Source organism: Streptomyces sp. NPDC054813 (genome assembly GCF_053611365.1).
Genome location: NZ_JBSHAF010000011.1, coordinates 286,048 through 311,739, shown reverse-complemented (window position 1 = coordinate 311,739; position 25,692 = coordinate 286,048). Strand labels below are relative to the sequence as shown.

General features: G+C 72.8%; 23 protein-coding genes and 1 pseudogene. 8 read left to right on the top strand and 16 right to left on the bottom strand.

Going from position 1 to position 25,692, the window contains the following annotated elements:
• Positions 1–105 precede the first annotated feature (105 nt).
• Positions 106–1,278, bottom strand: coding sequence for a right-handed parallel beta-helix repeat-containing protein (locus ACWGJB_RS24170; protein ID WP_453382194.1), 1,173 nt, complete (start codon positions 1,276–1,278; stop codon positions 106–108).
• A gap of 211 nt (positions 1,279–1,489) precedes the next feature.
• On the opposite strand from ACWGJB_RS24170, the gene ACWGJB_RS24165 reads away from it, so the two are divergent.
• Entirely contained in the window at positions 1,490–2,350 is an 861-nt protein-coding gene (locus tag ACWGJB_RS24165) for an LLM class F420-dependent oxidoreductase (protein WP_453382242.1), read from the top strand.
• A gap of 83 nt (positions 2,351–2,433) precedes the next feature.
• On the opposite strand, the gene ACWGJB_RS24160 is transcribed toward ACWGJB_RS24165, so the two are convergent.
• The 5 genes from ACWGJB_RS24160 to ACWGJB_RS24140 all read right to left on the bottom strand — a co-directional run bounded on the left by ACWGJB_RS24160 (position 2,434) and on the right by ACWGJB_RS24140 (position 6,999).
• Positions 2,434–2,889, bottom strand: coding sequence for a VOC family protein (locus tag ACWGJB_RS24160; protein ID WP_453382193.1), 456 nt, complete (start codon positions 2,887–2,889; stop codon positions 2,434–2,436).
• A 79-nt stretch (positions 2,890–2,968) separates the two neighbouring features.
• On the bottom strand, positions 2,969–3,658 hold the full coding sequence (locus ACWGJB_RS24155; protein ID WP_453382192.1) for a TOPRIM nucleotidyl transferase/hydrolase domain-containing protein: 690 nt from the start codon (positions 3,656–3,658) through the stop codon (positions 2,969–2,971).
• 326 nt (positions 3,659–3,984) lie between these two features.
• On the bottom strand, positions 3,985–4,755 hold the full coding sequence (locus ACWGJB_RS24150) for an SDR family oxidoreductase (protein ID WP_453382191.1): 771 nt from the start codon (positions 4,753–4,755) through the stop codon (positions 3,985–3,987).
• Between the two features lie 93 nt (positions 4,756–4,848).
• Positions 4,849–6,399, bottom strand: coding sequence for an RNA polymerase subunit sigma-70 (locus ACWGJB_RS24145; RefSeq protein WP_453382190.1), 1,551 nt, complete (start codon positions 6,397–6,399; stop codon positions 4,849–4,851).
• 24 nt (positions 6,400–6,423) lie between these two features.
• The gene (locus tag ACWGJB_RS24140) at positions 6,424–6,999 is read right to left on the bottom strand and encodes a TetR/AcrR family transcriptional regulator (RefSeq protein ID WP_453382189.1); all 576 of its coding nucleotides are present in this window, start codon (positions 6,997–6,999) and stop codon (positions 6,424–6,426) included.
• A gap of 164 nt (positions 7,000–7,163) precedes the next feature.
• Between ACWGJB_RS24140 and ACWGJB_RS24135 the strand changes: the two genes are divergently transcribed.
• A complete protein-coding gene (locus tag ACWGJB_RS24135) occupies positions 7,164–8,183 on the top strand; it encodes an aldo/keto reductase (protein ID WP_453382188.1) in 1,020 nt (339 codons plus the stop codon).
• A gap of 22 nt (positions 8,184–8,205) precedes the next feature.
• Positions 8,206–9,087, top strand: coding sequence for an LLM class flavin-dependent oxidoreductase (locus tag ACWGJB_RS24130; protein WP_453382187.1), 882 nt, complete (start codon positions 8,206–8,208; stop codon positions 9,085–9,087).
• Positions 9,088–9,316: 229 nt separating this feature from the next.
• Here the strand turns inward: ACWGJB_RS24130 and ACWGJB_RS24125 are convergent, their stop codons facing one another.
• The 5 genes from ACWGJB_RS24125 to ACWGJB_RS24105 all read right to left on the bottom strand — a co-directional run bounded on the left by ACWGJB_RS24125 (position 9,317) and on the right by ACWGJB_RS24105 (position 13,552).
• The gene (locus ACWGJB_RS24125) at positions 9,317–9,604 is read right to left on the bottom strand and encodes an SCO5918 family protein (protein ID WP_453382186.1); all 288 of its coding nucleotides are present in this window, start codon (positions 9,602–9,604) and stop codon (positions 9,317–9,319) included.
• A 222-nt stretch (positions 9,605–9,826) separates the two neighbouring features.
• The gene (locus tag ACWGJB_RS24120; protein ID WP_453382185.1) at positions 9,827–11,365 is read right to left on the bottom strand and encodes a DEAD/DEAH box helicase; all 1,539 of its coding nucleotides are present in this window, start codon (positions 11,363–11,365) and stop codon (positions 9,827–9,829) included.
• Between the two features lie 180 nt (positions 11,366–11,545).
• Complete coding sequence (locus ACWGJB_RS24115; protein ID WP_031482971.1) at positions 11,546–11,749, bottom strand: cold-shock protein; 204 nt, start codon at positions 11,747–11,749, stop codon at positions 11,546–11,548.
• Positions 11,750–11,981: 232 nt separating this feature from the next.
• A complete protein-coding gene (locus ACWGJB_RS24110; protein ID WP_453382184.1) occupies positions 11,982–12,320 on the bottom strand; it encodes a helix-turn-helix domain-containing protein in 339 nt (112 codons plus the stop codon).
• Positions 12,321–12,694: 374 nt separating this feature from the next.
• A complete protein-coding gene (locus tag ACWGJB_RS24105; protein ID WP_453382183.1) occupies positions 12,695–13,552 on the bottom strand; it encodes an MBL fold metallo-hydrolase in 858 nt (285 codons plus the stop codon).
• Between the two features lie 206 nt (positions 13,553–13,758).
• Between ACWGJB_RS24105 and ACWGJB_RS24100 the strand changes: the two genes are divergently transcribed.
• Positions 13,759–14,472, top strand: coding sequence for a hypothetical protein (locus ACWGJB_RS24100; RefSeq protein WP_453382182.1), 714 nt, complete (start codon positions 13,759–13,761; stop codon positions 14,470–14,472).
• A gap of 18 nt (positions 14,473–14,490) precedes the next feature.
• Here ACWGJB_RS24100 and ACWGJB_RS24095 read toward each other — a convergent pair whose 3' ends face one another.
• Together ACWGJB_RS24095 and ACWGJB_RS24090 are read right to left on the bottom strand one after the other, a co-directional pair.
• Complete coding sequence (locus ACWGJB_RS24095) at positions 14,491–15,132, bottom strand: alpha/beta hydrolase (RefSeq protein WP_453382181.1); 642 nt, start codon at positions 15,130–15,132, stop codon at positions 14,491–14,493.
• Positions 15,129–16,001 (bottom strand): alpha/beta fold hydrolase, encoded by an 873-nt coding sequence (locus ACWGJB_RS24090; protein WP_453382180.1) that lies wholly within the window; start codon positions 15,999–16,001, stop codon positions 15,129–15,131. Before ACWGJB_RS24090 ends, ACWGJB_RS24095 begins: the two co-directional genes overlap by 4 nt.
• A 314-nt stretch (positions 16,002–16,315) precedes the next feature.
• On the opposite strand from ACWGJB_RS24090, the gene ACWGJB_RS24085 reads away from it, so the two are divergent.
• On the top strand, positions 16,316–19,114 hold the full coding sequence (locus ACWGJB_RS24085; RefSeq protein ID WP_453382179.1) for an AAA family ATPase: 2,799 nt from the start codon (positions 16,316–16,318) through the stop codon (positions 19,112–19,114).
• A gap of 117 nt (positions 19,115–19,231) precedes the next feature.
• Positions 19,232–19,822: pseudogene (locus tag ACWGJB_RS24080) on the top strand (MMPL family transporter); the annotation flags it as partial.
• A 106-nt stretch (positions 19,823–19,928) separates the two neighbouring features.
• Here the strand turns inward: ACWGJB_RS24080 and ACWGJB_RS24075 are convergent.
• Positions 19,929–20,933 carry a 2-dehydropantoate 2-reductase gene (locus ACWGJB_RS24075; protein ID WP_453382178.1) on the bottom strand — a complete coding sequence of 335 codons (1,005 nt, stop codon included), beginning with the start codon at positions 20,931–20,933 and terminating at the stop codon, positions 19,929–19,931.
• A 248-nt stretch (positions 20,934–21,181) separates the two neighbouring features.
• On the bottom strand, positions 21,182–21,823 hold the full coding sequence (locus ACWGJB_RS24070; protein WP_453382177.1) for a TetR/AcrR family transcriptional regulator: 642 nt from the start codon (positions 21,821–21,823) through the stop codon (positions 21,182–21,184).
• A 71-nt stretch (positions 21,824–21,894) separates the two neighbouring features.
• Here ACWGJB_RS24070 and ACWGJB_RS24065 point away from each other — a divergent pair, with 71 nt between their 5' ends.
• Together ACWGJB_RS24065 and ACWGJB_RS24060 are read left to right on the top strand one after the other, a co-directional pair.
• Positions 21,895–22,509 carry a peroxiredoxin-like family protein gene (locus ACWGJB_RS24065; protein ID WP_453382176.1) on the top strand — a complete coding sequence of 205 codons (615 nt, stop codon included), beginning with the start codon at positions 21,895–21,897 and terminating at the stop codon, positions 22,507–22,509.
• A gap of 129 nt (positions 22,510–22,638) precedes the next feature.
• Entirely contained in the window at positions 22,639–23,037 is a 399-nt protein-coding gene (locus tag ACWGJB_RS24060; RefSeq protein WP_453382175.1) for a hypothetical protein, read from the top strand.
• Here ACWGJB_RS24060 and ACWGJB_RS24055 read toward each other — a convergent pair.
• On the bottom strand, positions 23,034–25,448 hold the full coding sequence (locus ACWGJB_RS24055; protein WP_453382174.1) for a SpoIIE family protein phosphatase: 2,415 nt from the start codon (positions 25,446–25,448) through the stop codon (positions 23,034–23,036). The two genes, ACWGJB_RS24060 and ACWGJB_RS24055, sit on opposite strands and share 4 nt — an antisense overlap.
• Between the last annotated feature and the right edge of the window lie 244 nt (positions 25,449–25,692).

The following is a 25,692-nucleotide window of genomic DNA, read 5'->3' as shown; positions in this document are numbered from 1 at the left end:
CCCGGGGCCGCCCCCCCCGGGGGGGGGCGGTCTCTCACCTCGTGCGCGCCACCCCCCGCCGGGCGGTTCCCCACGCGGGGGCCCCCCCCCCCACGGCGATCGCTCTCAGGGTGATACGACCTTCCCGCCGAAGGTGACGTTCAGCTTGCCGTTCGACGCGAAGGACCAGCCGAGGGCGCCCGCGTAGGTGGCGCACCGGGAGCCGTTGGTGGCCGTCCAGAACTGGTTGGAGCTGTCGGCGTCGCCGACGGTCTTGTCGTTGGAGCCGTCGACCGCGAACCGGCACGAGGTGTCGGTCCGGAACACCGAAGTGCCCTTGTCGAAGGAGAAGTTGCGCTCTGCGTTGTCGATGCCGACGTTGTTCGAGACGGTCATCGTGCCCGGGTTGCTGTTGTAGGTGAACCCGTGGTGCCCGTTGCCGTAGGCGATGTTGTGCTGCACCACGTGGTTGACGGCGATGTCGTCGCCGCCGAGCTTGTAGCCGTTGCGGTCGCCGTCCCCGCTCTGGCTGCCGTCGCTGAGCGTGCCGTTGCCGTAGGAGAGCGAGTACTCGATGGTGACCGGCCCGATCGCCCCGGTGTCGGTCTTGGTGTAGAGGTCCCAGCCGTCGTCGATGTTGTGGTGCGAGACGTCGTACCGGAAGACGTTTCCGGTCCCGGTGGTCAGCTTGCTGGCGAACCCGTCCGCGTCCTCCCCGTCGCTGTCGGCGTTGTCGTGCGACTCGGAGCTGACGACGAGGTTGTCGGCGGGCCACTGGCTGCTGGGCGTGCTCGAGGAGATCCGGCCGAGCTGCAGCCCGGTGTCGCGGTTGTACGCGGTCACGGCACGCTCGATGACGTTGTTGCTGCCGCCGACGTAGATGCCGTTGTCCCCGGCGTGCTGGACGGTGAGCCCGTACAGGTGCCAGTAGTTGGCGTAGAGCTGGATGCCCCGGTTCGAGGAACTCTCGCTCTGCGCGGAGAAGTTGAGCACCGGCGTCTCGCCCGGGTAGGCGGAGAGGGTGGTGAGGGCGCCGGAACTGCCGTTGGAACCGGCCGGAATGGTCACGGTGGAGGAGTAGTTGTACGTCCCGCCGCGCAGGTAGATCGTGCCGCCGGAGGCGATACGGCCGATCGCCGAGGTGAGCGTGGTCGGCGCCGACTGGGTGCCGGCCGCGCTGTCGGTGCCGCTCGGCGACACGTACAGCACGGTGGACGCTGCCTGCGCGGAGGTGCCGGACAGTGCGACGAGGCTGGCCGCGAGCAGGCCGACGGACGCGATGACTGGTCTCACAAGCATCGTTCGTCTCCGTTCGGGTTCAGAGGTGTGACCGGACGTGCGGGACAGGTAGCGACGGAAAGCGCTTTCTCTGCGAAGCTAGGGAGGGTGTCGTGGATGCGTCAAGGGTCATGTATGCAAAGAGAGTTCAGGCTTGTGATCGCTGAAGGTTGATGACCGTTATTTCGATGGTGATCGGAATAGCTGTCGTCAGAACCCAGTTGTGGCTGACATGGACGAGATCGTGGATGAGACGGACAAGATCGACCTGGGCGCCGTCGGCGCATGGCGCCACACCGACACCGAGCCGGAGCTCGCCGTCGAACTGGAGCGCCTGGGCTACGGCACGCTGTGGCTCGGCAACGTGACCGACCCGGACCTGACCGTGGTCGAGCGGCTGCTGGACGCCACCGAGACCCTGGTCCTCGCCACCGGCATCGTGAATATCTGGTCCAACCCGGCCGACCGGGTGGCCCGTTCGTACCGCCGGATCGCCGAGCGCCACCCGGACCGCTTCCTGCTGGGCATCGGCGCCGGCCACCGGGAGGCGACCAAGGAGTTCGTACGGCCTTACCAGGCCCTGAACGACTACCTGGACGTCCTCGACGAGGGCGGTGTCCCGGTGGCGCGTCGCGCCCTGGCGGCCCTCGGGCCCCGGGTGCTGCGCCTGGCCGGCGACCGCACGGCGGCGGCGCACCCGTACCTCGTCACTCCGGACCACACCCGCCAGGCACGCGAGATCCTCGGCACCGGACCGATCCTGGCCCCCGAGCAGAAGGTGGTCCTGGAGACGGACCCCGCCCGGGCCCGCGCCATCGGCGACGCCACCCTGGGCCGCTACCTGAACCTGACCAACTACCTCGGCAACCTACGCCGTCTCGGCTTCGACGACACCGACTTCGCGGACGGCGGCAGCGACCGCCTCTTCGACGCGCTGATCCTGCACGGCGAGGCGGCCCGGGTGGCGGAGGGTGTCCGCGCCCACCAGAAGGCGGGCGCCGACCATGTGGCGCTCCAGCTACTGCACCCCGCGGACACCGACCCGCTGCCGGGATACCGGGCGCTGGCGGAGGCGCTGGGGCTGGGCCGGTGACGGCTCGTAGACGGCCGGAGGTCCTGGACGGCCAGAGCTTCTAGGGGGCTAGAGCTCCTGGACGAACCAAAGCTCCTGGACGACTAGACGACGCAGAACTCGTTGCCCTCCGGATCCTGCAGCACGACGGCGTAGTAGCCCATGTCCGGCTCGTCCGTGGTCCGGAGGACGCCGGCACCGGCTTCGACCAGTCTTTCCACGGTGGCGGTGACCCGCCGCGTGCGGACCGCCAAGGGGACCTCGCGCCCGCCGCCGACCTTCAGGTCGAGGTGTATCCGGTTCTTGGTGGCCTTGGGTTCGGGAACCTGCTGGAACCACACCCGTGGCCGCTGCCCGGCGGGATCGACGATCGACTCCGGGGCGTCGCCCGCACCGACGGGCAACTCCTCCTCGGGCACCCCCATGGCCGCCCAGTACTCCCGCCACGTGGCATGGCCGCCCGGTGGCGGTTCGGGCACGTATCCCAGCGCCTCGCTCCAGAACGCCACCAGCCTCTGCGGGTCGGCGCAGTCGATCGTCAGTTGCAGCGTCGTCTCCATGACCGGAGCCTGGCAGACGGGTCTGACACTCACGCCGGACCAGCGCGCGGGCTGCAAGGGCGCACTTTCGCAACCGTCCTCAGGGGGTGCCGCGCACCTCCGCCGGAAGACCGTCGGGCAGGCTGTCGGGCAGGCCGTCGAGCAACGCGTCGAGCAGCCCGGCGAGCGGCGCGGGCACCCGGTCGGGCTCCAGTGCCTCGACCAGGACCCGGCCGTAATGGATCTTCCGCCCCTTCTTCGTGCCGAGGAAGCGGCGGAGTTGCTGCTGTGAGGTACGGCCCTGCTGGGCGGGCTGGTTCAGGAAGGTGCGCAGGGCTCGCCCGTCGCCCTCGGCCCGGACGAGTTCCGTGACCCGGTCCGGACCGAGGGCGCGGATCAGTTCGTCCTCCAGGTCGGCGGCGCAGACGAAGAACCCGTGCCGCGTGGCACCGGCCCGCTCCAGGCCACGGGCGTAGTAGGGCCACTCCCGCTCGTCGCACAGTCCGGTCAGCCGCAGCCCCAGGCCGGGTGGTCCGAGCAGGCGGGCGTAGCGCCCGACGTTCATCGCACCGCCCATCGACAGCACGCACACTCCCTCGGCCGCCGGGTCCCGCCCGTGCCGCGCGGCCAGCGCGTCGACGGCGGCGACATCACTCGGCCCCTCGAGCAGCACGGCGACCCGCACCCCCAGCCGTTCGCCCAGCCGCCCGGCCGACTCCGGGGCGGGGCCCCCGCCCGCACTCCCCGCCCAGTCGGCAACCGCGTCCCGGAACGCCCTCATGTCGGCCATGGCACGAGTCTCCGCCAGGGTCGGCCACCGATGCCAGGCAATATCCGCGGCCCGAACGGCATCGGCGGACAGGGGGGCGGGGGCGGGCGGACAGGTGGACAGGCGGGAAGGCGAGCAGGCGGGCAGGCTCGCGGGGGCAGGCGGACAGGTGGGCAGCACCACGCGGCGCGCGGCCGGGTCGGACGACCCTGACCTGGACCACGTCCACACCTGGCGCCCGGACCGGTGAGCCGGGTCCGCACCTGGCGCCCGGACCGGTGACCCGGGTCCACACCCGGCGCCGGAGCGGCGACCCGGGGCCACACTTCGCGTCCCGGACGGTGACGTCAGCTGGGGAACATTCCGGCGGTCGCGTTGACCCAGGTGCCGGTGAGGGCGACCCCGGCGTCCGAGGCGAGGAACGTGGCCAGCGCCGCGATGTCCGCGATCCGCGGGGAGCGCTTCGTCATCCGCAGCGAGTCCAGGTGGGCGCGGATACCGGCCACCGCCGCCTCGTCCATCGCCGGGGCGCCCGCCGCGCTCAGCTTCTCCGGGGTGAGCGTGTCGGTCACTCCGGCGGTCCAGATCCCGCAGACCCGGACGCCGGACGGGCCGACCTCCTGGGCGAGCTGCCGGATGAGCGCGTCGATCGCGCCGTCGGCGGCGCCCGTGCCGCCGAGCATCGGGGTGCCGTTGTGGGAACCGCTGTTCAGGGCGAGGATCACACCCGAACCCTGCGCGGCCATCCGGCGGGCGGCCGCCCTGGCGGTGATGAACTGGCAGGCGATGCCCCGCGCCACCGGCCGGGTGTAGTCCTCGACCGACATCTCGGTCAGCGGGACGCCCTGGAGGTCCCCGCGCGGTACGAGGTTGAGGGAGACGTCGATCCGGCCCGCCCGCTCGACCACGGCGGCCGCGTGCGCCTCGACGGCGGCCTCGTCCTCGGCGTCGACCACGTCGAACTCGGCGCCGGTGGCCGCCGCGACCTCCCGCAGCGTCGCCTCCGTACGCCCGGCCAGGAACACCCGTGCCCCGGCCTGCGCGTACTCCCGCGCCACCCCGGCCCCGAGCGCACCGGCTCCGCCGTACACGACCGCGACCTTGTCCTTCAGCAACATGACTGGTGAGCTCCGTTCGGCTTCGTGAATGTCCGTCGCTCCATAGGACGCGCGGCAGCCGTGAACTCATCGGACCCATCGATTCGGATCGGTTCAGAGGGTCATCGGCAGTCCGAAGGCCGGGAAGAGGTGGGGCTCGAAGGTGGTGATCTCGGCGATCCGGCCGCCCTCGATCCGCAGCACGTCGATGAGCTGGGCGCGGAAGACGCTGGTCCCGGGGCGTTGCAGGTAACCGGCCACGGCGGGCTGGCCGTTGGCGCGTACGGGCAGGTGGCGCCAGTGGCCGGCGAACATCGGGGACGCCGGGTCGAGGTTGGGACGGACGAAGCCGAAGAGCGCGTCGCGGGAGGTGAACCAGAACGGGTTCGGCGGCATAGTGAGCACCGCGTCCTCGCGGACGAGGTCGACCATGGCGTCGATGTCGGCGCGGGCGGCGGCTTCCATGTAGCGCTGGAGCAGGGCCAGGTCCGTGGCGCTGGGGGCGGCGGCCGGGGCCGACCAGTCCTCCCGGCGCCCGGGCAGCGCCTCCCGCAGGGCCGAACGGCCGCGCTGCACCGCGCTGTTGGCCGAGGCCACGCTCGCGCCCAGCAGGTCGGCGGTCTCCCGCGCCGACCAGCCGGCGACATCGCGCAGGATCACCGCGGCCCGCTGGCGGGGCGGGAGCTGCTGGATGGCGGTGAGGAAGGCCAGTTCCAGGGTCTCGCCGGCCACGGCCTGCTCGTCGGGCTCCTGCTGCGGTGCGGCCGGCTCGGGCAACTGGTCGTCGGGGAACGGCTGCAGCCAGGGCATACGGGGTGGCGGCGGACCGTCGCCCGAGTCCATGCCCGGCACGGGTTCGTAGGGGGCCGGGCGCCGGTTCTGTCTGCGCAGGAAGTCCAGGCACAGGTTGGTGGCGATCCGGTACAGCCAGGCGCGGGTGTTGTCGACCCCGTCCAGGGTCTCCTTGACCCGCCAGGCCCGCAGGAACGCCTCCTGGGTGAGGTCCTCGGCCTCGTCGTAGGACCCGAGCAACCGGTAGCAGTGCACGCGCAGTTCGCGGCGGTGGCCCTCGACGAGGACGGTGAAGGCGGTGTCGTCCGATTTCGTCACGGCGGCGTAGGTGACGTTTCCCGGGGCGGGGGCCGCGACGATTTCCTGGCGGGAGTGCGGGACGTTTTCCGTGACGTCGGTCGTGACGTCGGTCGTGACGTTATTCGCGCCGGCGGTCGCGAGGCGTTCCGCGTCGGCGGTTGTCGTGGCGCTTCCCGTGTCGGTGCCTCCGGCGGCGCCCCGGCCCGGTTTCCGTCCGGGCCCCTGCCGCGGTTCTTGTCCCGGCCCCTGCCCTGGTTCCTCTCCCGGCCCCTGCCCCGGTCCCGGTCCCTGCCCCGGTCCCTGTCCCGCCTCCCGGGCGAGGCGTCGTAGCTGGGCGAAGCGGGTGGTGAGGCCCTCCACGTCCGCGTGGAACGCGGTCCCCGGTGCCAGCCGCACCCGCCCCAGCCGGTTCCCGAGGTCCGAGAGCAGCTCCCTGGCCGGGGGCATGCCGGCCGCCCGTCGCCGTTCCCGGTAGGCCCGCTGGCGGCAGGCCTGGGAGCAGTACGACGCGGTACGGCCGGGGCCGCCGCCGCTCTCGATCGGGTTGCCGCAGACCTCGCAACTGCCTCTCATGCCCGGCACCTTATGCCTGGCGTGTCATGTCCGGCCCAGCCCGGTGACGAGAAGGGCGACGAGTCGACGGGCGTCGTAGCCGGGGTCGTTCTCCGCGCCGATGCAGAGGTTGCCGACGCCGCGCATCAGCTCGATGGCGGCGATGTCGGTGTGGATCTCGCCGGACTCGGTCGCCGCGTCGAGGAGCCGGGTGCAGACCGGGACCAGACGGTCCAGGAAGTAGGCGTGCAGGGTGTCGAAGCCCGCCTGGTCGGAGCGCAGGGCCGCGGCGAGGCCGTGCTTGGTGACCAGGAAGTCCACGAAGAGGTCGATCCAGCGGCGCAGCGCGTCGTACGGGCTGGGCGCCTCGGCCAGCAGGGCCGGGCCGGCCTCTGCGCAGGCCTCCACCTGGTGCCGGTAGACGGCGATGATCAGGTCCGCGCGGGTCGGGAAGTGCCGGTAGATCGTCGCCGTGCCGACGCCCGCCCGGGCCGCGATGTCGCGTACCGGCGCCTCCACACCCGACGCGACGAACGCCGCCGCGGCCGCCTCCAGCAGGGTCATCTCGTTGCGCCGGGCGTCCGCCCGGCGGGGCCGGACCGCCTGCTCCTCGTCCTTCATCGTCCGTCCTTCGTCGGGTGCTCCCTCCGGTGTCACCCTATCGGGGCGTTGCTAAACGGGACAGCGTTCCGTATCGTCGAAGACATGAAACGGGACCTCGTCCCGCTTTCCAGTTCGTCCTGTTTGCCTGAATGTCATGTTGCGTCATGTGAGGAGACTCGGTCATGCAGTACCGCACCTTGGGCCGTACCGGTGTGCAGGTCAGCGCGCTCGCGCTGGGGGCGATGAACTTCGGCGCGGTCGGCCGCACCACGCAGGCGGAAGCGACGGCGATCGTCGACGCCGCGCTGGACGCCGGCATCAACCTGATCGACACCGCCGACATGTACGGCCAGGGCGAGTCGGAGGAGATGGTCGGCAAGGCGATCGCCGGCCGCCGTGACGACATCGTGCTGGCCACGAAGGCGGGCATGCCGATGGGAGACGAGCCCAATCACCGCGGCGGTTCACGGCGGTGGCTGGTCACTGAGCTGGAGAACAGCCTGGGCCGGCTCGGCGTCGACCACGTGGACCTCTATCAGATACACCGCTGGGACCCGGCCACGAGCGACGAGGAGACCCTGTCGGCGCTGACCGATCTGCAACGCGCGGGGAAGATCCGCTACTTCGGCTCCTCGACCTTCCCGGCGTACCGGATCGTGCAGGGTCAATGGGCGGCGCGCGAGCACCACCTGAGCCGCTACGTCACCGAACAGCCCAGCTACTCCCTCCTCCAGCGTGGCGTGGAGACCCATGTGCTGCCGGTGACCGAGGAGTACGGGATGGGCGTGCTGGCGTGGAGCCCGCTGGCCTCGGGCTGGCTGTCGGGGGCCGTCCGCATGGGCCGGCCCATCACCACCAGCCGCTCCCAGCTCCGTCCCGACCGCTTCGACCTCACCCTGCCCGCCAACCAGGCCCGGCTCGACGCCGTGGAGCGGCTCTCCGCCGTGGCCGAGGAGGCCGGACTGACCCTGATCCAGCTCGCGCTCGGCTTCGTCACCGCGCACCCCGCCGTCACCAGCGCCCTCATCGGCCCCCGCACCCAGGACCACCTGAACTCCCAGCTCGCCGCCGCCGACACGGTGCTCTCCGCCGATGTCCTCGACGCGATCGACGCGATCGTCGCCCCCGGCACCGACCTGGCCGCCCACGAGAAGCACGACACCCCGCCCGCCCTGCTCGACCCGGTACTGCGCCGCCGCTGACCGACGGCAGAGAGGCCGCCCCATGGCATCCACGACCACGACCCCACCGCGCTTCGGGATCATGACCGCTCCCATGCAGGTGTCGTACGACGACATCCTCCGGGTCTGGCGGGAGGCGGACGCGATCCCCCAGATCGAGCACGCCTGGCTGTTCGACCACCTCATGCCGATCGGCGGCGATCCCGACGGGCCCATATTCGAAGGCTGGACGCTGCTGTCCGCCCTGGCCGCCCAGACGCGACGGCTGCGCCTCGGTCTCCTGGTGACCAGCAACCGTTTCCGGCCGCCCGCGGTACTGGCGAAGATCGCCACGACCGTCGACGTCGTCTCCGGCGGCCGGCTCGACTTCGGCATCGGTGTCGGCTCACGGCCGCATCCGCCCGAGGCCCGCCGCGAGTACCCGGCGCACGGCCTGCCCTTCACCCCTCCGGCACATGCCGTCGAGAGCCTCGCCGAGGCCTGCGCCCTGATCCGCCGCCTGTGGACGGCCGCCGAACCCTTCGACTTCCACGGCGCCCATCACGAGCTCACCGGCGCTTTCGCCAACCCCAAACCCGTCCAGCGCCCGCACCCCCCGATCCTGATCGGGGGCCGCTCGGCGACGACCCTCCGGGTGACCGCCGAACACGCCGACCTCTGGAACATCCCGGGCGGCGACATCGAGGACTGCGTCCGCCGCAGTGCCCTCCTGGACCGCTACTGCTCGGAGATCGGCCGGGATCCCGCCGAGATCACCCGCTCCATCCATCTCCCCGTCTCCTACGACCACCCGGAAACGACCCGCACCGCGATCGCGGAGGCACTGAACGCCGGCTTCCGGCACATTGTCCTCGGCCTGTCCGCCCCGTATCCGGAGGGAGTCGCGAGCTGGGTGACAGACGAACTGATCAACAAGGAGGCCTGACCTCCCTGGGGGAAGAGACGCCGTCCCGGGCGCGTGCTGTACCGGTTGCCGCCGGGCAGCCCCACGGCGACAACCGGCTGAGCGGGGCGCGCCGGGTCTGTGCGGTGTGCGGCTCGTTGCTGAACCGTCGGCCGCTCCTACCGAAGTACGGCCCGCTCAGGATCCGGGTGCCACATCTCAGGCTTTCCAACCCGCGAACCGCGCAGTACTCGCGGTCGCCTGGAGGGTGTCACCAGCCGAGGACGTCCTCGTCGGCGCGCGCCTCCCGGGGCGGAGTCACCGGGCGCGCGTCGTGGCAGGTGAAGCCGAGGCGGGTCAGTGCGCGGCGCATCTCGAGCGTCGTGAAGTCGCGGCGGTTCTGCCGGGTGATCACTTCACCGACCTGCATCACGGGGTAGACGCGGCCGTCGATGGTCACGCCGACGCCGGTGACAGGTTCGGGCGTGTGGCTGCTCATCGACTGTTCGACCTCGCTCTTGGTCAGGTCGAAGGGGAAACGGGCGATGACAACACGCATGGATGCCTCCTCAGGGGGCGACCGCGAGACGCGGCGGGACGGGGTTTCGGACGGCTGTCAGGGGGTGAGGGCGAGAACGCCCGGGGTGTATCCGTGTTCGTCGACCACGGGGGACACGTCCGGGGTGCGGTCCAGCGTCGGGGCGGGCGGGACGGGCGTCGGCTCGGCCAGTCCGCCGGGAGCGCATCCCCGTGCTCCGGCAGTGAGCTGGTCCTCCTTCGGCTACGAATCGGCCCTTGAGGTGGTACGGCGCGTTCGGGCGGCGGACGACCGGCCCCCGCGACCACGGCCCCGGCCGCGGCCGGCGGACCGTGTGCCCTCGCGCGGTGTGTCGGCGGTCGGTGCGGCCAGGGTGACGGGCACACCCGAGGGGGTGCGGGCGCCGGTGATGCGATGCAGTTCGGCCTCACCGGGACGGACCTGGACGGCACTCGCGGTGATCCCGGCGTCCGTCATCAGGCGGTCCACGGCCCGCCGCTGGTGCGGCAGGACGAGGGTCACGACGGTTCCGGTCTCGCCGGCGCGCGCGGTACGGCCGCCGCGGTGCAGGTAGTCCTTGTGGTCGGCGGGCGGGTCGACGTTGACGACGAGGTCGAGGCCGTCGACGTGGATGCCGCGGGCGGCGACGTTGGTGGCGACCAGGACCGAGACATGGCCGTCCTTGAACTGGGCGAGTGTCCGGGTGCGCTGCGACTGGGACTTGCCGCCGTGCAGCGCCGAGGCCCGCACACCGACGGCGAGCAGCCGCTTGGCGAGCCGGTCCACCGCGTGCTTGGTGTCCAGGAACATCAGCACGCGTCCGTCGCGGGCGGCGATCTCGGTGGCGGCGGTCTCCTTGTCGGCGTCGCGCACATGCAGCAGGTGGTGCTCCATGGTGGTGACCGCGCCCGCGGACGGGTCGACCGAGTGCACGACGGGGTCGTGGAGGTAGCGGCGGACCAGGAGGTCGATGTTCCGGTCCAGGGTGGCCGAGAACAGCAACCGCTGGCCGCCGGCCGGGACCTGGTCGAGCAGTGCGGTCACCTGCGGCATGAAGCCCATGTCGGCCATCTGGTCGGCCTCGTCGAGGACGGCGATGTTGACCTGGTCCACCCGGCAGGCGCCCCGCTCGATGAGGTCGCGGAGGCGGCCGGGCGTCGCGACGACGACCTCGGCGCCGGCGCGCAGGTCGCTGACCTGACGGCCGATCGACATGCCGCCGACCACGGTGGCGAGCCGCAGCCGCAGGGCGCGGGCGTAGGGGGTGAGCGCGTCGGTGACCTGCTGGGCCAGCTCGCGGGTGGGGACGAGGATCAGGGCGAGCGGCTGCTTGGGCTGGGCACGCTGCCCGTCCAGGCGGGCCAGCAGCGGCAGGCCGAAGGCGAGCGTCTTGCCCGAGCCGGTGCGGCCCCGGCCCAGGACGTCCCGGCCGGCCAGCGCGTTCGGCAGGGTGGCTGCCTGGATCGGGAAGGGGACGGTCACGCCTTCGGTGCGGAGGGCGGCCAGCAGCCGTTCGGGCATGTCCAGTTCGTCGAACGTCTCGACGGCGGGCAGCGGCTCGGTGAGGGTGACCGGCAGGGCGAACTCCTGGCGGCGCGGGGCGGAGCGTTGGGCCTGGCTGTTCTTGCGGCCGGTGCCGGCGCCCTGACGGGGGCCCTGGTGGCCGGATCCCTGGCCGCGGAAGCGGTTGCCGGGGGTGGAACTGGAGCCTGCCGAGCGTGCGGTGCTGCGGTCCGTGCGGTGGCGGCCGGAACTGCCGCCGGTGCGGCGGGTGCGGTTCAAGAAGGAACCTTCCTCGATGCGGCGTATCGAGGAATTCCGGCCGGCGGGCGGGGTGACCGCGCGAGGAATCACAAGAATGAGCCGGAGAAAAAAAGAGAAAAGCTGGGGCCCGCACCCCAAGAGCGCGGGCCCCAGCCTCAAATCGCGCGAGCTAGTGGCTCGCCACGGTTCGCGTCAGCTTCAGGCGGGAACGATGTTCTCGGCCTGCGGGCCCTTCTGGCCCTGCGTGACGTCGAAGGTCACCTTCTGGCCTTCCTGAAGCTCGCGGAAACCCTGGGTGGCGATGTTCGAGTAGTGGGCGAAGACGTCGGGGCCGCCACCCTCCTGCTCGATGAAGCCGAAGCCCTTTTCCGCGTTGAACCACTTCACGGTGCCAGATGCCATATTGAATCTCCCTTGAGGGGCAGTGCCGGACTCCGCACTTTACGAAGCCGAGTCGCCGCGATGATCACCCCTCCGGAATGATCCGGAAAGCTTTACAAAGAAAAAATTTCTCTGGCAACCAAAACTGCAACTGCTATCACGCTAACACAGGTGGGCTGTAAGCGGCCATGTGTTTTCGGGGCCGCACGGGAATTCTAGTGCCGCCGTTGGGGATATTTCTGTGCTGGCGGCACTAGATATCCGTGCGGCACCCGTCGAGCTTCCGGCCTACCTCCCGGTTCAGCCGGAGGGCGTCCTCCAGCTGGTTCTCCAGGGAGATGATCCGGCACGCGGCCTCGACGGGGGTGCCCTGGTCGACCAGCTCCCGGGCGCGGGCGACGACGCGCAGCTGACGGCGGGAGTACCTGCGGTGACCTCCTTGTGAACGCAGCGGGGCGATCAGCCCGGCGTCGCCGACGGAGCGGAGGAAGGCGGGGGTTGTGCCGAGAACGGCGGCGGCCCGTCCCATGGTGTAGGCGGGGTAGTCGTCATCGTCGAGGTTGCCGGCGACCGGGGCGTTCTCAGCGGGCATGACACCTTCGTTTCGGGGACGCGGCGGGGGACCCGGGCGGGCCTGGCACCGGTCTCCGAAGGATTCGGCACCATCCGCGTCGCATGCCAACCCTAACTCCGGCAGCCCTGGAGATGTGGCTTCGCCGTGACAGATTTCCGTTAACCGCCGAGCCCGTGCGCAGCGTGGCTGGTCGGCCCGCGTCCGGCGCGTGATCAGTCCGTTCGGTGTACCGCCCAGGCCGCGACGGCGGGTCCCCCGCAGCGGTTCGGCGCACCGCCCAGGCCTCGGCGGGTGGTCCCGTGCAGCGGTGGGTTCACGCGCGGCCGGGTCCGGGCCGGCCGCTGCACCGGTCTCATCGGGCACGGCGGGGCGGTCCGTCCCGGCCGGTGGTGTCAGGCTCCGGCGCCCAGCAGGTCGTGGGCGGCGACCCACAGGGTGTAGGGGTTGGCGAGGTCGGGGTAGGCGGCCGTCAGCCGGTCGATCAGCTCGGCCGGTGCGGAGCTGCGGGCCAGGGCCGTCTCGAAGTCGGCCAGGTAGCGGCGGCTCTCGTCGATCTGGCGGCGGGCGTCGTCGTCGGGGGCCGACGGGTCGCGGTGGCCGGCGATCAGGGTGTCGGCCGCCAGCGCCGCCACGGTGTCCAGGGCCCGCGCCCAGTCGGCCCGGGAGTCGGGGGTGGAGCCCGCCAGCCACATGTGGGTCCGGTTGTAGACGACGTCACCGGAGACGACCAGGCTCAGCTCGGGGACGTGGACGACGCTGGAGTGCCCGGTGTCGGTGGTCCCGACCGGGATCACCGTGGCCGTCGCGGCTCCGATCGGGATGGTGGTGCCCGCCAGCGGTCCGGGCGCGACGGGCTCGCCGGTCAGCCCACCGGGGAAGAAGCCGCCCCAGACCTTCAGATAGCCCGGCGAGATCTGCTCCCGCATCGCGGGGACGGAGTCCGCCAGGGCCACCGGCCTGGCCCGCGGGAACGCCGTGAGGATCTCCGACAGCCCGAGGAAGTGGTCGGCGTGCGGATGGGTGATGTAGACGTGGTCGGGCTCGCGGTCGTGGGACCTCACCCACTCGGCCAGCTCCCGCCCCTCCCGCACGGTGATCAGGCAGTCGACCAGCAGGGCGCCCTCGTCGTCGCTGATCAGGGTCGAGGTGCTCGGCGGCCAGGTCGCCGGCCCCACCGCCTCCTCGAATCCCGGCACCGCACTCGGGATCGGCTTGGGACCCACCACGAACACGTCGAAGTCAAGGCTCATCGCCACATGATCGCGCCTGGAGCGGCCGGGGCGTATCCGCATGATGACTGCACCACCCGCCGGCGCCCGCTCCGACCGGGGGCGGCCCGGCTCCGACCCCGATGTGCTCACCTGCCGCGTCCGGCGCGTCGCCCGCCGGCCGGGGCCTGGTCGGCGAACCGCCCCGCGTCTGCGGCATGATCCGTCGGCCAGGCCCCGGTGCAGTCATGTTGCTGATACCACCCGGCGGGGCGCGGTCGGATGCTGGTGGTCCGGGTCCTCTGGCTGGGCGTCGTCGTCGCGAGTCGACGCACCGCGAGCGGATCCACGAGAACACACGGATCTTCGACTTCGCCCTCTCCGACCAGGACATGGCCGAACTCGACGCGCTCCACCGGACCGGCGGCACCGACCGCGCACGGGATCCACGTGGTGGCAGCGCCGGCCGCCGGCCCGGTCGGGCGGCCCGTCATACGAAGGAGCAGAAGGAGTACGCCATGCCGATGATCGACGTGTATGCCACGACGGGCACGTTCCCGGACAAGCACCAGCTCGCCCGGGACCTCGCCGCGGCCCTGATGGCCATCGAGGAGGTCCCGGACATCCCGATGTTCCGCCAGAACACCGCCGCCTTCGTCCACGAGCTGCCGGCCGGTGACCTCTCGAACGTCGACGGCGCCTCGAACCACGTCCGCGTGCAGGTGCTGACCAACGCGGGCGCTCTCGACCGTGACAAGCAGCTCGCGGTGGTGCGCCGGTTCACCGGCATGGTCGCGGAGGCCGCCGCCGACCCGGCCCTCGCGGACCGCACCTGGGTGCTGCTGACCGAGGCCGTGCCCGGCGGCTGGGGGCTGGCCGGACACGCCCACACCAACGACGAACTCGTCGCCGCGGCCCGCAAGCAGATCGCGGAGCTGCAGGCGGCGGCCGGCGACCAGTGACGGGGTAGTACCCGGCGCTCACGCCTGTTCGTGGATCCAGGCCTCGGCCAGCGTGGTCCAGATCGCGGCCTCCCCGGCGTCCCGGGCGAGGCCGAGGCTGTGCGGGCCGTGGGCGAAGACATGGACGGTGTGCGGGACTCGGCCGGCCGCGAGCGCCGTGCCGAGGCGGTAGGTGTGGTCGGCCGGGACATAGGGGTCCTCGGCGGTGTGCCAGACGAAGAACGGCGGCGCATCGGGCGTGACCAGCGCGTCCAGCGAGGTCGACCGGCGCAGTCCGGGGCTCGCGTCCTCGCCGAGGAGGATCAGCCGGGCGGGACGGTAGGTCTCCGTCTCCATCGAGGTGATGGCGTACCCGAGCACCGCGAAGTCCACCGTCTCCTCGGGTGCGGCGCCCGGCGCGAGGGCGGCCAGCCCGCCCAGATGGCCGCCCGCGGAGAACCCGATGAGCCCGACGCGCTGTGCGCCGAGGTCGGCCCGGACCCGGCGGATCTCGGCGCGCAGCGCGTTCAGCGGCTGCGGATGGCGGGCGTGCAGCGGATAGCGGAACACGCTCGCCCGTACGCCGATCCCGCCGAGCCATGCGACGACCGGCTCGGCCTCGTGGGCGGCGTGCCCGGCGTATCCGCCGCCGGGCAGGACGATCATGTGCGTGCGGGTCATCGGGGGCCGCCGAGGAAGGCGTCGACGTCCGCGGCGAACTCGGCGTGGTGCTGGAACAGGAAGCCGTGCGCAGCGTCGGGGTAGATCTTCACGCGGGCCTGCGGGATCAGACCGGCGAGCAGGTGGGAGTAGTGCGGCAGGATCATCGGATCGCTGTCGCCGTTCGCCACGAACACGGGCATGGCCAGACAGCCGAGCCGCTGGAGCTTCGCGTGGTCGGGGACGCCCCAGGTGCACACCGCGTCGTACTGCGCCTGGCGGGTCGCCCAGCTGGTCGCCGGGTCCCGGTCGGCGCTGCGGGAGCCGTAGATCCGCTGCGCGGCCTGCCGGCCGGCCTGCAGACCGGCCGGGGACCCGGTGAAGAAGACACTCAGGTATTCCTCCGGGCTGGTCTCGGGTTCGCCGATGGCGCCGATGACCTCGGGCGCCCAGCCGTGCATGCCGGCGGCGCCCTGCGGTGCCGACGAGGCGAGGACCAGCCTTCTGACGAGCGCCGGCCTGGCCAGGGCGATCTGCTGGGCGACGAAGCTGCCGATGGAGAAGCCCAGGATGTCGACCTGGCCGCCGAGGTCCAGGGCCTCGACGAAGGCGATGGCGTCGTGGGCCATCTGCTCCACGGTGTTCGGCGTCATACCCGAGGATCCGCCGACTCCGGTGTTGTCGAAGGCGATGACACGCCGGGCCGAGGCCAGTGCGTCGATCAGCGCGGGGTCCCAGTTGTCGAGGTTGCCGCGGAAGTGCTGGAGCAGGACCAGCGGCACAGCGCCGTCGGCGCCGTCCGCGGGGCCGGTGTCGCGGTAGGCGTGGTCGATGCCGTTCGCGGCCTTGATCCGACGGTTCGGCAGGGCCGAGTACGAGCTGAGCGTCATGACCCGAGCGAATCAGCCGTCGCGAAGCGGCGGAATCCGCATGTTGACTGCACCGGGCCCGACCCGCCGGAAGGTGCGGTCGGCCTGCCGGTACCGCGGTTCCCGCGGGCTCGCGCACCGTTCACGCGTCCGAGTTCCCCCGCACGCGCCGGAGATCGTCCATACACTCCCCCTTGTGCCGCGCAGCGGCCGTCCGGTAACCGCACCCTGACTGCTCACGGCCTCGCCCACGGCCCGCATCCGGCTTTCCGTGCACCGGATCACCTCGGTTGTGTGCGGCCTGTATTGGGCCGGGTGAGGGTGGCGTTTCCGCGATGACCGGCAAGGACCCGACCGTGGTCGGGCGGCGTGCGGAGTTGTCCCGGCTGCGGGAGCTGGTCGCCCCGCCCCACCAGGAGAGCCGGGTTCTGCTGCTCCTGGGCGATCCGGGCCTGGGCAAGACCGCCCTGCTGGCCGAGGCCGCGCGGGCTGCCGGGGCGGCCGGGATGAGGGTGCTGGCGACCACCGGCCGGGAGTCGGAGCGGGACCTGGCGTTCGCCGGGCTGCACCAGTTGCTGCGCCCGCTGCTGGACCGGGTGGCCGGTCTGCCGCCCCGGCAGGCGGAGGCGCTGCGCGGTGCGTTCGGGCTCTCCGCGGAGCCCGTGCCGCCGGACCCGCTGCTCACCGGGATCGCCGTACTCACCCTGCTGTCCGAGCTGTCCGACGAGCGGCCGCTGCTGGTCGCCGTCGACGACACGCAGTGGCTGGACCGTGCCTCGCTCGACGCGCTCGCCTTCACCGCCCGGCGGCTGGAGTCGGAGCGGCTCGTGCTGCTCGCCGGTGCGCGCGGGCCCGTACCCCCCGCCGGTTTCGAACGGGACCTGCCCCAGCTGCTGCTACGGCCGCTGACCCGGGCGGACGCGGGCCTGCTCCTGGACGCCCAGCCGCACCCGCCGCACGGCCGGCTGCGTGAACAGGTCCTCGCGCAGGCGGCCGGCAACCCGCTGGCGCTGATCGAGCTGGCCAGGATGATCGCCGCGGATCCCGACGCGGGGCGCCGCTGGACCGCCGAGCCGCTGCCGCTGACCGGGCAGCTGACCGCGATCATGGCCGCCCAGTACGTCACCCTGCCCGCGGCCGCCCGGGCCGCGTTGCTGCTCGCGGCCGCCGCCGACAGCCCGGACCTCACCACGGCGATACCGGGGCTGTCCGCCGACGCGCTCGCCCCGGCGGAGGCGGCGGGGCTGATCCGTCTGGACAGCCCGGGCCCGCAGTTCGCCCATCCGCTGACCCGGTCGGCCGTCTACCACGCCGCGACCTTCGCCGAGCGGGCCGACGCGCACCGGCAGGTCGCCGACGCGCTCCGCGACCAGCCCGACCGGCACGCCTGGCATCTGGCGGCCGCGGCCCTGGAACCCGACGAGAAGCTGGCCGCACTCCTCGAGGACAGCGCGGCCCAGGCGCAACGCCGTGGCGGTGCCGCCGCTGCCGCCCGCGCCCTGGAACGCGCCGCCGAGCTGAGCCCCGGCGACCCCGACAGGGCCCGCCGGCTGCTGGCCGCCGCCGACCTCGCGCTGCCTGCCGGACAGGCCGACTGGGTGAGGGAGCTGGCGGGCCGGGTACTCACCGTGACCTCCGATCCGGACCTGCGGATCGCCGCCCGGCTGGACATCGGCTGGTCGCTGCTGTGGTCCAACCGCAACGCCGACGCGATCGACACGCTCCTGTCCGTCGCCGCCGAGGCCGCCCCGAAGCTGCCGGCCATCGCCTGGCAGGCCGCCTGGATGGCGGCCACGGTCGTCCACCAGACCGGACTCCCGGAGGTCCGTGCCAAGGCACGCGCGGCCCTTGACGCTCTTGACGTCCTCGACTTCGGGGACGGGTCGGAGGACTGGCCCGCCGCCCGTGCCGACGAGTACCGCCTCTGGATCCGGGCCTGCACGGACCCGTTCGGCGAAAGAGCCGACATCGTGCCCCGGCTGCGGCGGCTGACGGACGGATCCCGGGGGTCCGAGGGATCCCGGGGCCCCCTCTTCGACCCGGGCACGGTCGGCGCCGCGGCCTGGGTCCTGGACGAGACCGAACTCGCGGTCAGGGTGCTGCGCGAGGCGCTGAGCCGACTGCGCGCCCCCGGTGTGCGCGGTGCGAGCGGCGGGGTCCTGTCGGCCCTGGAGTGGGCGTGTGTCGACAGCGGGCGCTGGGACGACGCGCTCGCCGCCGCCCGTGAGGCGAGGGACATCGCCGCGGCCTACAAGATGGAGACCGTCGCGGGCTCGGCCGACCTCACCACGGCCGTCGTGGCGGCCCTGCGCGGTGAACACGAGCAGGTGGCACCGCTGCTGGCCCGGGTGCGCGCCGCCGTGGACACCTCCGAGTACCGCGGGTTCGCCGCCCGGATCCGGCAGGCGGCCGGGCTCTCCGCACTGGCCCAGGGCGACCATGTCACCGCCTACGCCCAGCTCAGCCGGCTCTTCGCGGCCGACGGCACACCCCTGCACCACCACTTCTCGTATCTCGCCGTTGCCGATCTCGCCGCCGCCGCGGCGCGCTGCGAACGGCACCTCGAAGCACGGACGGTGCTGGAGCGCGCGCTGGCCCTGCTGAAGCCCGCACCCGGACCGCGCCTGGAACAACTCACCGCCCGGGCCCGGGGGTTGCTCGCCGAGCCCGACGAGGCCGAGGCCCACTTCGCCGCGCCGCTGGCCGATCCCGCCGGAGACGCCTGGCCGTTCGAACGGGCCCAGCTCCAGCTGGACCACGGGGAGTGGCTGCGCCGGCGTCGCCGCATCAACGACGCCAAGCCCGTCCTGGCCACCGCCCTGGAGACGTTCCGCCGCCTGGGCGCCGCGCCCTGGACCCGGCGCGCGGAGTCCGAACTGCGGGCCTGCGGTGTCCCCGTCCAGGCCCCGCCGGCCGCCCCGGGCGCGCTGGACGGACTCACCGCCCAGCAGCGCGAGATCGTCGTCCTCGCCGGACACGGCCTGACCAACGGCGAGATCGCCGACCGGCTCTTCCTGTCCCCGCGCACGGTCGCCTCACACCTGTACCGCTCCTACCCCAAGCTGGGCATCGCGGGCCGTCACCAACTCCGCGCCCTCATCGACCGGCAGGGCACGCCACAGGCCGGCGGGTAGCGGCGACAACACCAGTGACCGGCCCGGTCGGACTCAGCCGGTGGGGATCCGGTCGCGGATGTCGTCCAGCATGTTCCGCATCGCCGTACGGAAGATCTCGGCCTGGTGGGCCCCGAGGTGCTGTTCGTGTTCGGCAGCGTGGTCGCGGCCCTGCTGCCGCTGGCCGTCGCGACCGTCGCCATCGCGGGTACGTTCGCCGAACTCGCCCTGCTCGGCAGCGCCACCGACGTCTCGGTCAACGCCACCGACCTGACCACCGCCCTCGGGCTCGGCCTGGGCATCGACTACGCCCTGCTGATGATCAGCCGGTTCCGGGAGCAGCTCGGGACGGGGGCGAGCGTGGCGGACGCCGTACGGCACACAGTGCGCACCGCCGGCCGTACCGTCGCCTTCTCCGCCGCCACCGTGGCCGTCGCACTGGCCGCCCTGCTGGTGTTCCCGCAGTACTTCCTGCGCTCCTTCGGCTACGCCGGTGTCGGGGTTGTCGCCATTGCGGCCGTCAGCACCCTGTTCGTGATGCCCGCGCTGTTCGTGGTGCTGGGGCACCGGGTCAACAGCGGGCGGCTGCCGTGGACGAAGAAGACCCGCCCGAACCGGGCGTCGATGTGGGGGCGCCTGGCCGGCACCGTCATGCGGCGGCCCGCGCTCACCGCACTGCCGGTCCTCGCGGTGCTGCTGGTCGCGGCAAGCCCGCTGCTGGGCATCACCCGAGTCGACGGAGGTCTGACACCGCCGTGGGCAGACGGGCCGTGGCCGGGTCGCTCCCCGAGGAGCCCGGCCACGGCCCTTGCAGTCCGCTGCAGTCCGCGCCCGTTCAGTGTGCGGCGCGCAGTTCGGCGTAGAGCTCCTGGCCCTGCCAGGTACGCGGCGCGGCCTCCGCCGCGCGCACCAGGGTGACCAGACGGGCGTTCGCGGGCGCGCTCAGCCCGTGGGCGGTGGCGAGGGCGACGATCTCGCCCTGGAGGGAGTCGATCTCCGTGGCCCGGCCGCGTTGCAGGTCCTCCCACATCGAGGAACGGGCGTGGGCGTCGATCCGCAGGGTCGCCCCCGCCAGCCGGCGGAAGAGGCCGTCGGGCAGTCCCAGGACGTACGGGGTGACGGCGGGCGCGGTGGGGCCGAGGCGGGCCGGGGCGACCCCGGCGGCGCGGTAGACGGCGAGGGCCTCCCGCTGGCACAGGGCGAGGCAGCGGCGGTAGGCCCGCCCGCCGAGCTGGTCACGGAGCGGCAGCCCGGACAGGGCGTTGATGGCGTTGTTGAGGTTCAGCAGCAGCTTGGCGTGCTGCACCTCTGACATGTCGGTACGGGCCTCGACGGCCAGGTGCGCCTCGCGGAAGGCGGCGACGAGCGTGTCATCCGGCTCGGTCATGAGCCTGCCCGGCATGCCCTGGTGCACGGTGCCCGGCTCGGACTGCACCACGTTGTACGGCACCATCCCGGCCAGCACGGTGTGACCGGGGAGCGCGGCGCGCAGGGTGGCGGGGTTGTGCAGCCCGTTCTGGAAGCTCACCACGACCGCGCCGGGGGCGAGATGCGCGGCGAGGTCCTCGGCGGCGGCCGCGGTACCGGCGCTCTTCACGGTGACCAGCACATAGTCGGCGCCGGCCGCGGCCTGTGGGCCGGTGGCCAACGTCAGCCGCTCCGGCGCGAGACGGACGGGCGGCCGGACGGAGGTACTGAGGGTGAGCCCCCGCTCGCGCAGCACGTCCATGGCCGCGGGCCGGCCGATGAGCGTCACGTCGTACCCGGCGGCGCGCAGATGGCCGCCGAGATGACACCCGATGGTGCCGGCACCGAGAACGGCGAAGCGGGGCTTGGTCACGGGGGCTACGGGGGCTACGGGTGGCTCGGGTGGCATGGGGGCTCCTGCGGAAGGCTCGTGATCAACCGTACTCACGTTCGCTCCCCCTTGGCGACGGCGTCACACGCACCCGTCGCCCGGCGTTTCTCCTCACGGCCGCCGGCGGCCGGGTCCACCACGGCCCGCAGGGCGTGGGCCGGGATTCTTCGGCCCGCCCATGGGGAACTTCGACGCCTTCCACCTCAGCGACCTCGTCGTGGGCCGCGTGATCAACGGCTCACACCGTCGGGACCGCCGGGTCCTTCGAGACCGTCGAGCAGCATGCCGAGCCCTCCCAGGAACTCCCGGTCGGCATCGACGTTCCGGGCGGTCCGGGCGGTCTCGGCCATGTGCGGGAAGTCGTCGGGCGACAACTCGGAGATGGCCACCGTCCCCGGGCCGGCCAGGGGGCCGAGGTGTTCCAGCTGGATCGCTCCGTTGAGGTAGCTGAGCAGGGCGCGCAGGGCGACGACCTGCCGCTCGCCCGCCACTCCCGCCTCGCCGAGGACGACGAGCACGGTCTCCGACCAGCGCAGCACCCCGAGGGAGTGGTGCCGGTGGGCGATGATCAGCGGGACGAGGGCGGGATGGGCGCCCACGGTGTCGCGCATGCGTCCCACCAGGACCGTGATCCGTTCGCGCCATGCGGCGGTGGGATCCGGCGGCTCCGTGTCCACGGCGCCCAGGACGAGCTCCACGACGAGCCTCTCCAGTTCCTCGCGGTCACGCACATACCGGTAAAGCCCCATGGTGCTCGTGCCGAGTTCCTTGGCGACGGCACGCATCGACAGCCCGGCGAGCCCCTCGCGGTCGATGACGTCGAGAGCGGCCGAGGCGAGCTGGTCGGGGGTGAGAGAACGCGGTCGTGGCATGACGGTTGACAGCGTACGGCATACGCTTACGCTGGTAGGCGTATGCCGTACGCTTACGGAGGGGAACAGTCATGCGTACACCCCGTAGTCCGATGGCCCCCGGTTCCACCGTGCCTGAGCGCGGTCTCACCACGGTCTCCGGCGACCCCGTCACCGTCCCCGACCCCGACCGCCTGATCCACCTCCAGTTCCGGCGCTTCGCCGGATGCCCGGTCTGCAATCTGCATCTGCGCTCGGTGGTACGACGGCACCACGAGATTGCGGCGGCCGGCGTACGCGAGGTCGTGGTCTTCCACTCGCCCGCCGAGGAACTGCGCCCCCACACCGCCGACCTCCCGTTCGCCGTCGTCGCCGACCCGGACAAGCGCCTGTACCGGGAGTTCGGCGTGGAACAGTCGCCCCGCGCCCTGCTCCACCCGCGCGCCTGGGGACCGATCGTCCGAGCGGTGGTGAGCGGCGCGTGGTACGTCGTCCGCGGACGCGAACACCTGCCCTCCAACAGCCCGCACGGCGGCCGGCTCGGCCTTCCCGCCGACTTCCTCGTCGCCCCCGGCGGCCAGATCCTCGCCGCCAAGCACGGCGAGCACGCCTACGACCAGTGGTCGGTCGACGAACTCCTGGAACTGGCCGCCCGCGTGGCGCGAACACCGCCCCGTGCGCATCCCCCGGCCGCCGAACGGCCGTGACCCCGGCGGCACCCCGCACCCACGCGAACAGCTCGGCAGGCCGCGCCCCGGCCGGTACGGGCACGTACTCGGTTCGGTCTGAGTATCCGCACTCTGTCCGGTGACCGACCCGGCCACGAAGCTGAGGGCATGGGACTTCACAAGCCAGTTCTTCGGGTGGTGCTGCCGGCGCTCACGCTGGCCGGGGTGTCGGCGGCGGCCTGGGCCGCCTGGCTGGGCTGGGACCAGCAGTACGACGTGCGGGCCGACGGGACGACGAGCGGGCCGTACGAGGTCTGGCAGGTCGGCGGGCTCGTGCTCACCCTGCTCGTGGCCGTCGGTTGGGCGGCCGCCCGGGGGCACAGCGCCGCCGCAGTGGGCGGTACGACCGCGGGGCTGACGCTCGCCGCCTACGTCGACTGGTCGGGCGACGCCAGCGGACTGTTCATGGTGGGGGTGGGGCTGGTCATGGTCGGGACCTTCGTCGCCTCCGCGGTCCTCTCCGCCGTGATCGACCTCCTGCGCCGGGACGTTCCGGTCACCCACTAGACGAGCGCCGGGGCGGGCAGTGGCTGTTCCGCCCAGATCGTCTTGCCGGTCGGCGTCTGGCGGCTGCCCCAGCGTTCCGAGAGCTGGGCGACCAGGAGCAGACCCCGGCCGCCCTCGTCGTAGACCCGTGCCCGGCGCAGATGCGGGGCCGTGCTGCTGCCGTCGGAGACCTCGCAGATCAGGGACGCGTCGCGGATCAGGCGGAGGGCGATCGGGCCGTCGCCGTAGCGGACCGCGTTGGTGACCAGCTCGCTGACGATCAGCTCGGTGGCGAAGGCCGCGTCCGTCAGACCCCAGGCCTCCAGCTGCTGGCCGGCCATCTTGCGGGCCCCGGCGACCGCCGCCGGGTGCTGGGGGAGCTGCCAGGTGCGGACCTTCCCGGCGCCCAGGGCGCGGGTGCGGGCCAGCAGGAGCACGATGTCGTCGGCCGGGCGGTCCGTCAGCACCGTGTGCAGGACGCGGTCGCAGGTCTCCTCCAGGGGCGCGGCCGGGGCGGCGAGGGCGCGGCGGAGGAGGCCCAGGCCCACCTCGATGTCGCGGTCGGTCGTCTGCACCAGGCCGTCGGTGTAGAGGGCGAGCAGGCTGCCCTCCGCCAGTTCCACCTCGGTGGACTCGAAGGGGAGGCCGCCGAGGCCGAGCGGCGGGCCGGCCGGGAGGTCCAGGAGGCGGACCGCGCCGCCGGGGGTGACCAGGGCGGGCGGCGGATGGCCGGCCCGGGCCATGGTGCAGCGGCGCGACACCGGGTCGTACACGGCGTACAGGCAGGTGGTGCCGACCTCCCCCGACATGGTCCGCGGGTCCTCCTCCCGGGCGAGCCTGATGACGAGGTCGTCCAGCTGGGTGAGGAGTTCGTCGGGGGCGAGGTCGACGTCCGCCAGCGTCCGTACCGCCGTCCGCAGGCGGCCCATCGTCGCCGAGGCGCGGATGCCGTGGCCGACGACGTCCCCGACGACCAGGGCGACCCGGGCGCCGGACAGCGGGATCACGTCGAACCAGTCGCCGCCGACGTCCGCGCCGGACCCCGTGGGGAGGTAGCGGTAGGCCACCTCGGTCGCCTCCAGGCCGGGCGGCGGCCGGCCGGGCAGCAGGCTGCGCTGAAGGGCGAGGGCGGTGCGGCGCTCCCGGGTGTAGCGGCGGGCGTTGTCCACGCACACCGCGGCCCGGGCGACGATCTCCTCCGCCAGTCGCTGGTCGTCCTCGGTGAACGACTCGGGTGTGCGGTGCCGGAGGAAGTGCACCAGGCCGAGGGTGACACCTCGGGCGCGCAGCGGGACCATCAGCACCGAGTGGATCATGTGCCGGGCGACGGCGTCGGCGCGGGCCTGGGAGGCGCCGATCCACTCCGGCATGCCGGGGTCGCCCGGCCGGTGGCGGGTGCCGTGACCGGCGAGCAGGGTCCACATCGGGGGCGTGTCCACCGGGTAGTGGACCGGGTCGCCCGGTTCGGCCACCCGCTCCGGGCAGCCGGCCAGGACCGAGCGCTGCGCGGCACGGCGTACGGTGATCGCCTCGCCCGGCGGCAGCGGGGCCGGCTCGTCGCCCAGGACGACGGACTCCAGCAGGTCGACGGTGACGTAGTCCGCGAACCCGCCCACGGCCACCTCGGCCAGCTCCTCGGCGGTCCGGGTCACGTCCAGGGTGCTGCCGATGCGCAGGCTGGCGTCGTTGAGGACGGCCAGGTGGCGGCGGGCCCAGTACTGCTCGGTGGTGTCGAAGACGACCGCGGACAGGCCCTGCACCGTGTCGGACTCGTCCTTCAGCGGGGAGAAGTACATCGACCAGGCGTGCTCCCGGGTCTCCCCGGGCGCCTGGCCGTGCTGCTCGTGGAAGATGGTCCGCCCGGTGCGCAGCACCTGCCGCTGGAGGCGGTCGTACTCGTCGAAGGGCGGGCCGGACTCGATCTCCCGCAGGGTCAGGCCGCGCATCTCCGCCACGGGCAGGCCCATGATCCGGGTCATGACCTCGTTGGCGGCGACCAGCCGGGCCTCGCGGTCGTAGATCGCCACCGGCATGGGCAGCTGGGCGAGCGTGAGGTCCCACAGGGCCGCCGCCCCGGGCTGGTCGTTCCCGGACACGGCCGCCCGCGCGGCACCGGTCACCAGCCAGAGCGGCCGGGCGCCCGCGTCCGCGAGGGGGGTGCCCTGCAGGCGTACGACGATCCGGTCGCCGCTGCGGTGCCGCAGGGCCACCTCGGTGGACCAGCGGTGCGCGACGGCGATGTGGCGGCGCGCGGACGTGGGGAGGTCGGTGGCGAGCAGGTTCCGGACGGGGCGGCCGACGACCTCGGCGGGCTCGTATCCGAGCAGCCGCCGGGCACCGGCACTCCACACCAGGACCGACCCGTCGGCGTCGACGACGACCGCGAGGTCGTCCGGTACGACCGTCGGGTCCTGCGGTACGCGTCCCTCCATGGTGCCTCCGGGTGCCCGGCGGCCCGGGTGTCCGGGTCGCCCGCACCCGCTCCCAGCATCCCGCCGCAGGGTGCGCCCTTCAACCGACGGCGGGCACGCCCGGGCGGCAGGCCCCCTCGCGCAGCGCAGGTCCGGCCGCCTCGACGGGTCCCTCGTCACCCACCGGCGGGCCTGCCAGCGCTTCCGTGACACCGGTGACCTCTCCCACGAGGGCCGGGCCGGCACAACCTCGGTCTGGCGCTGG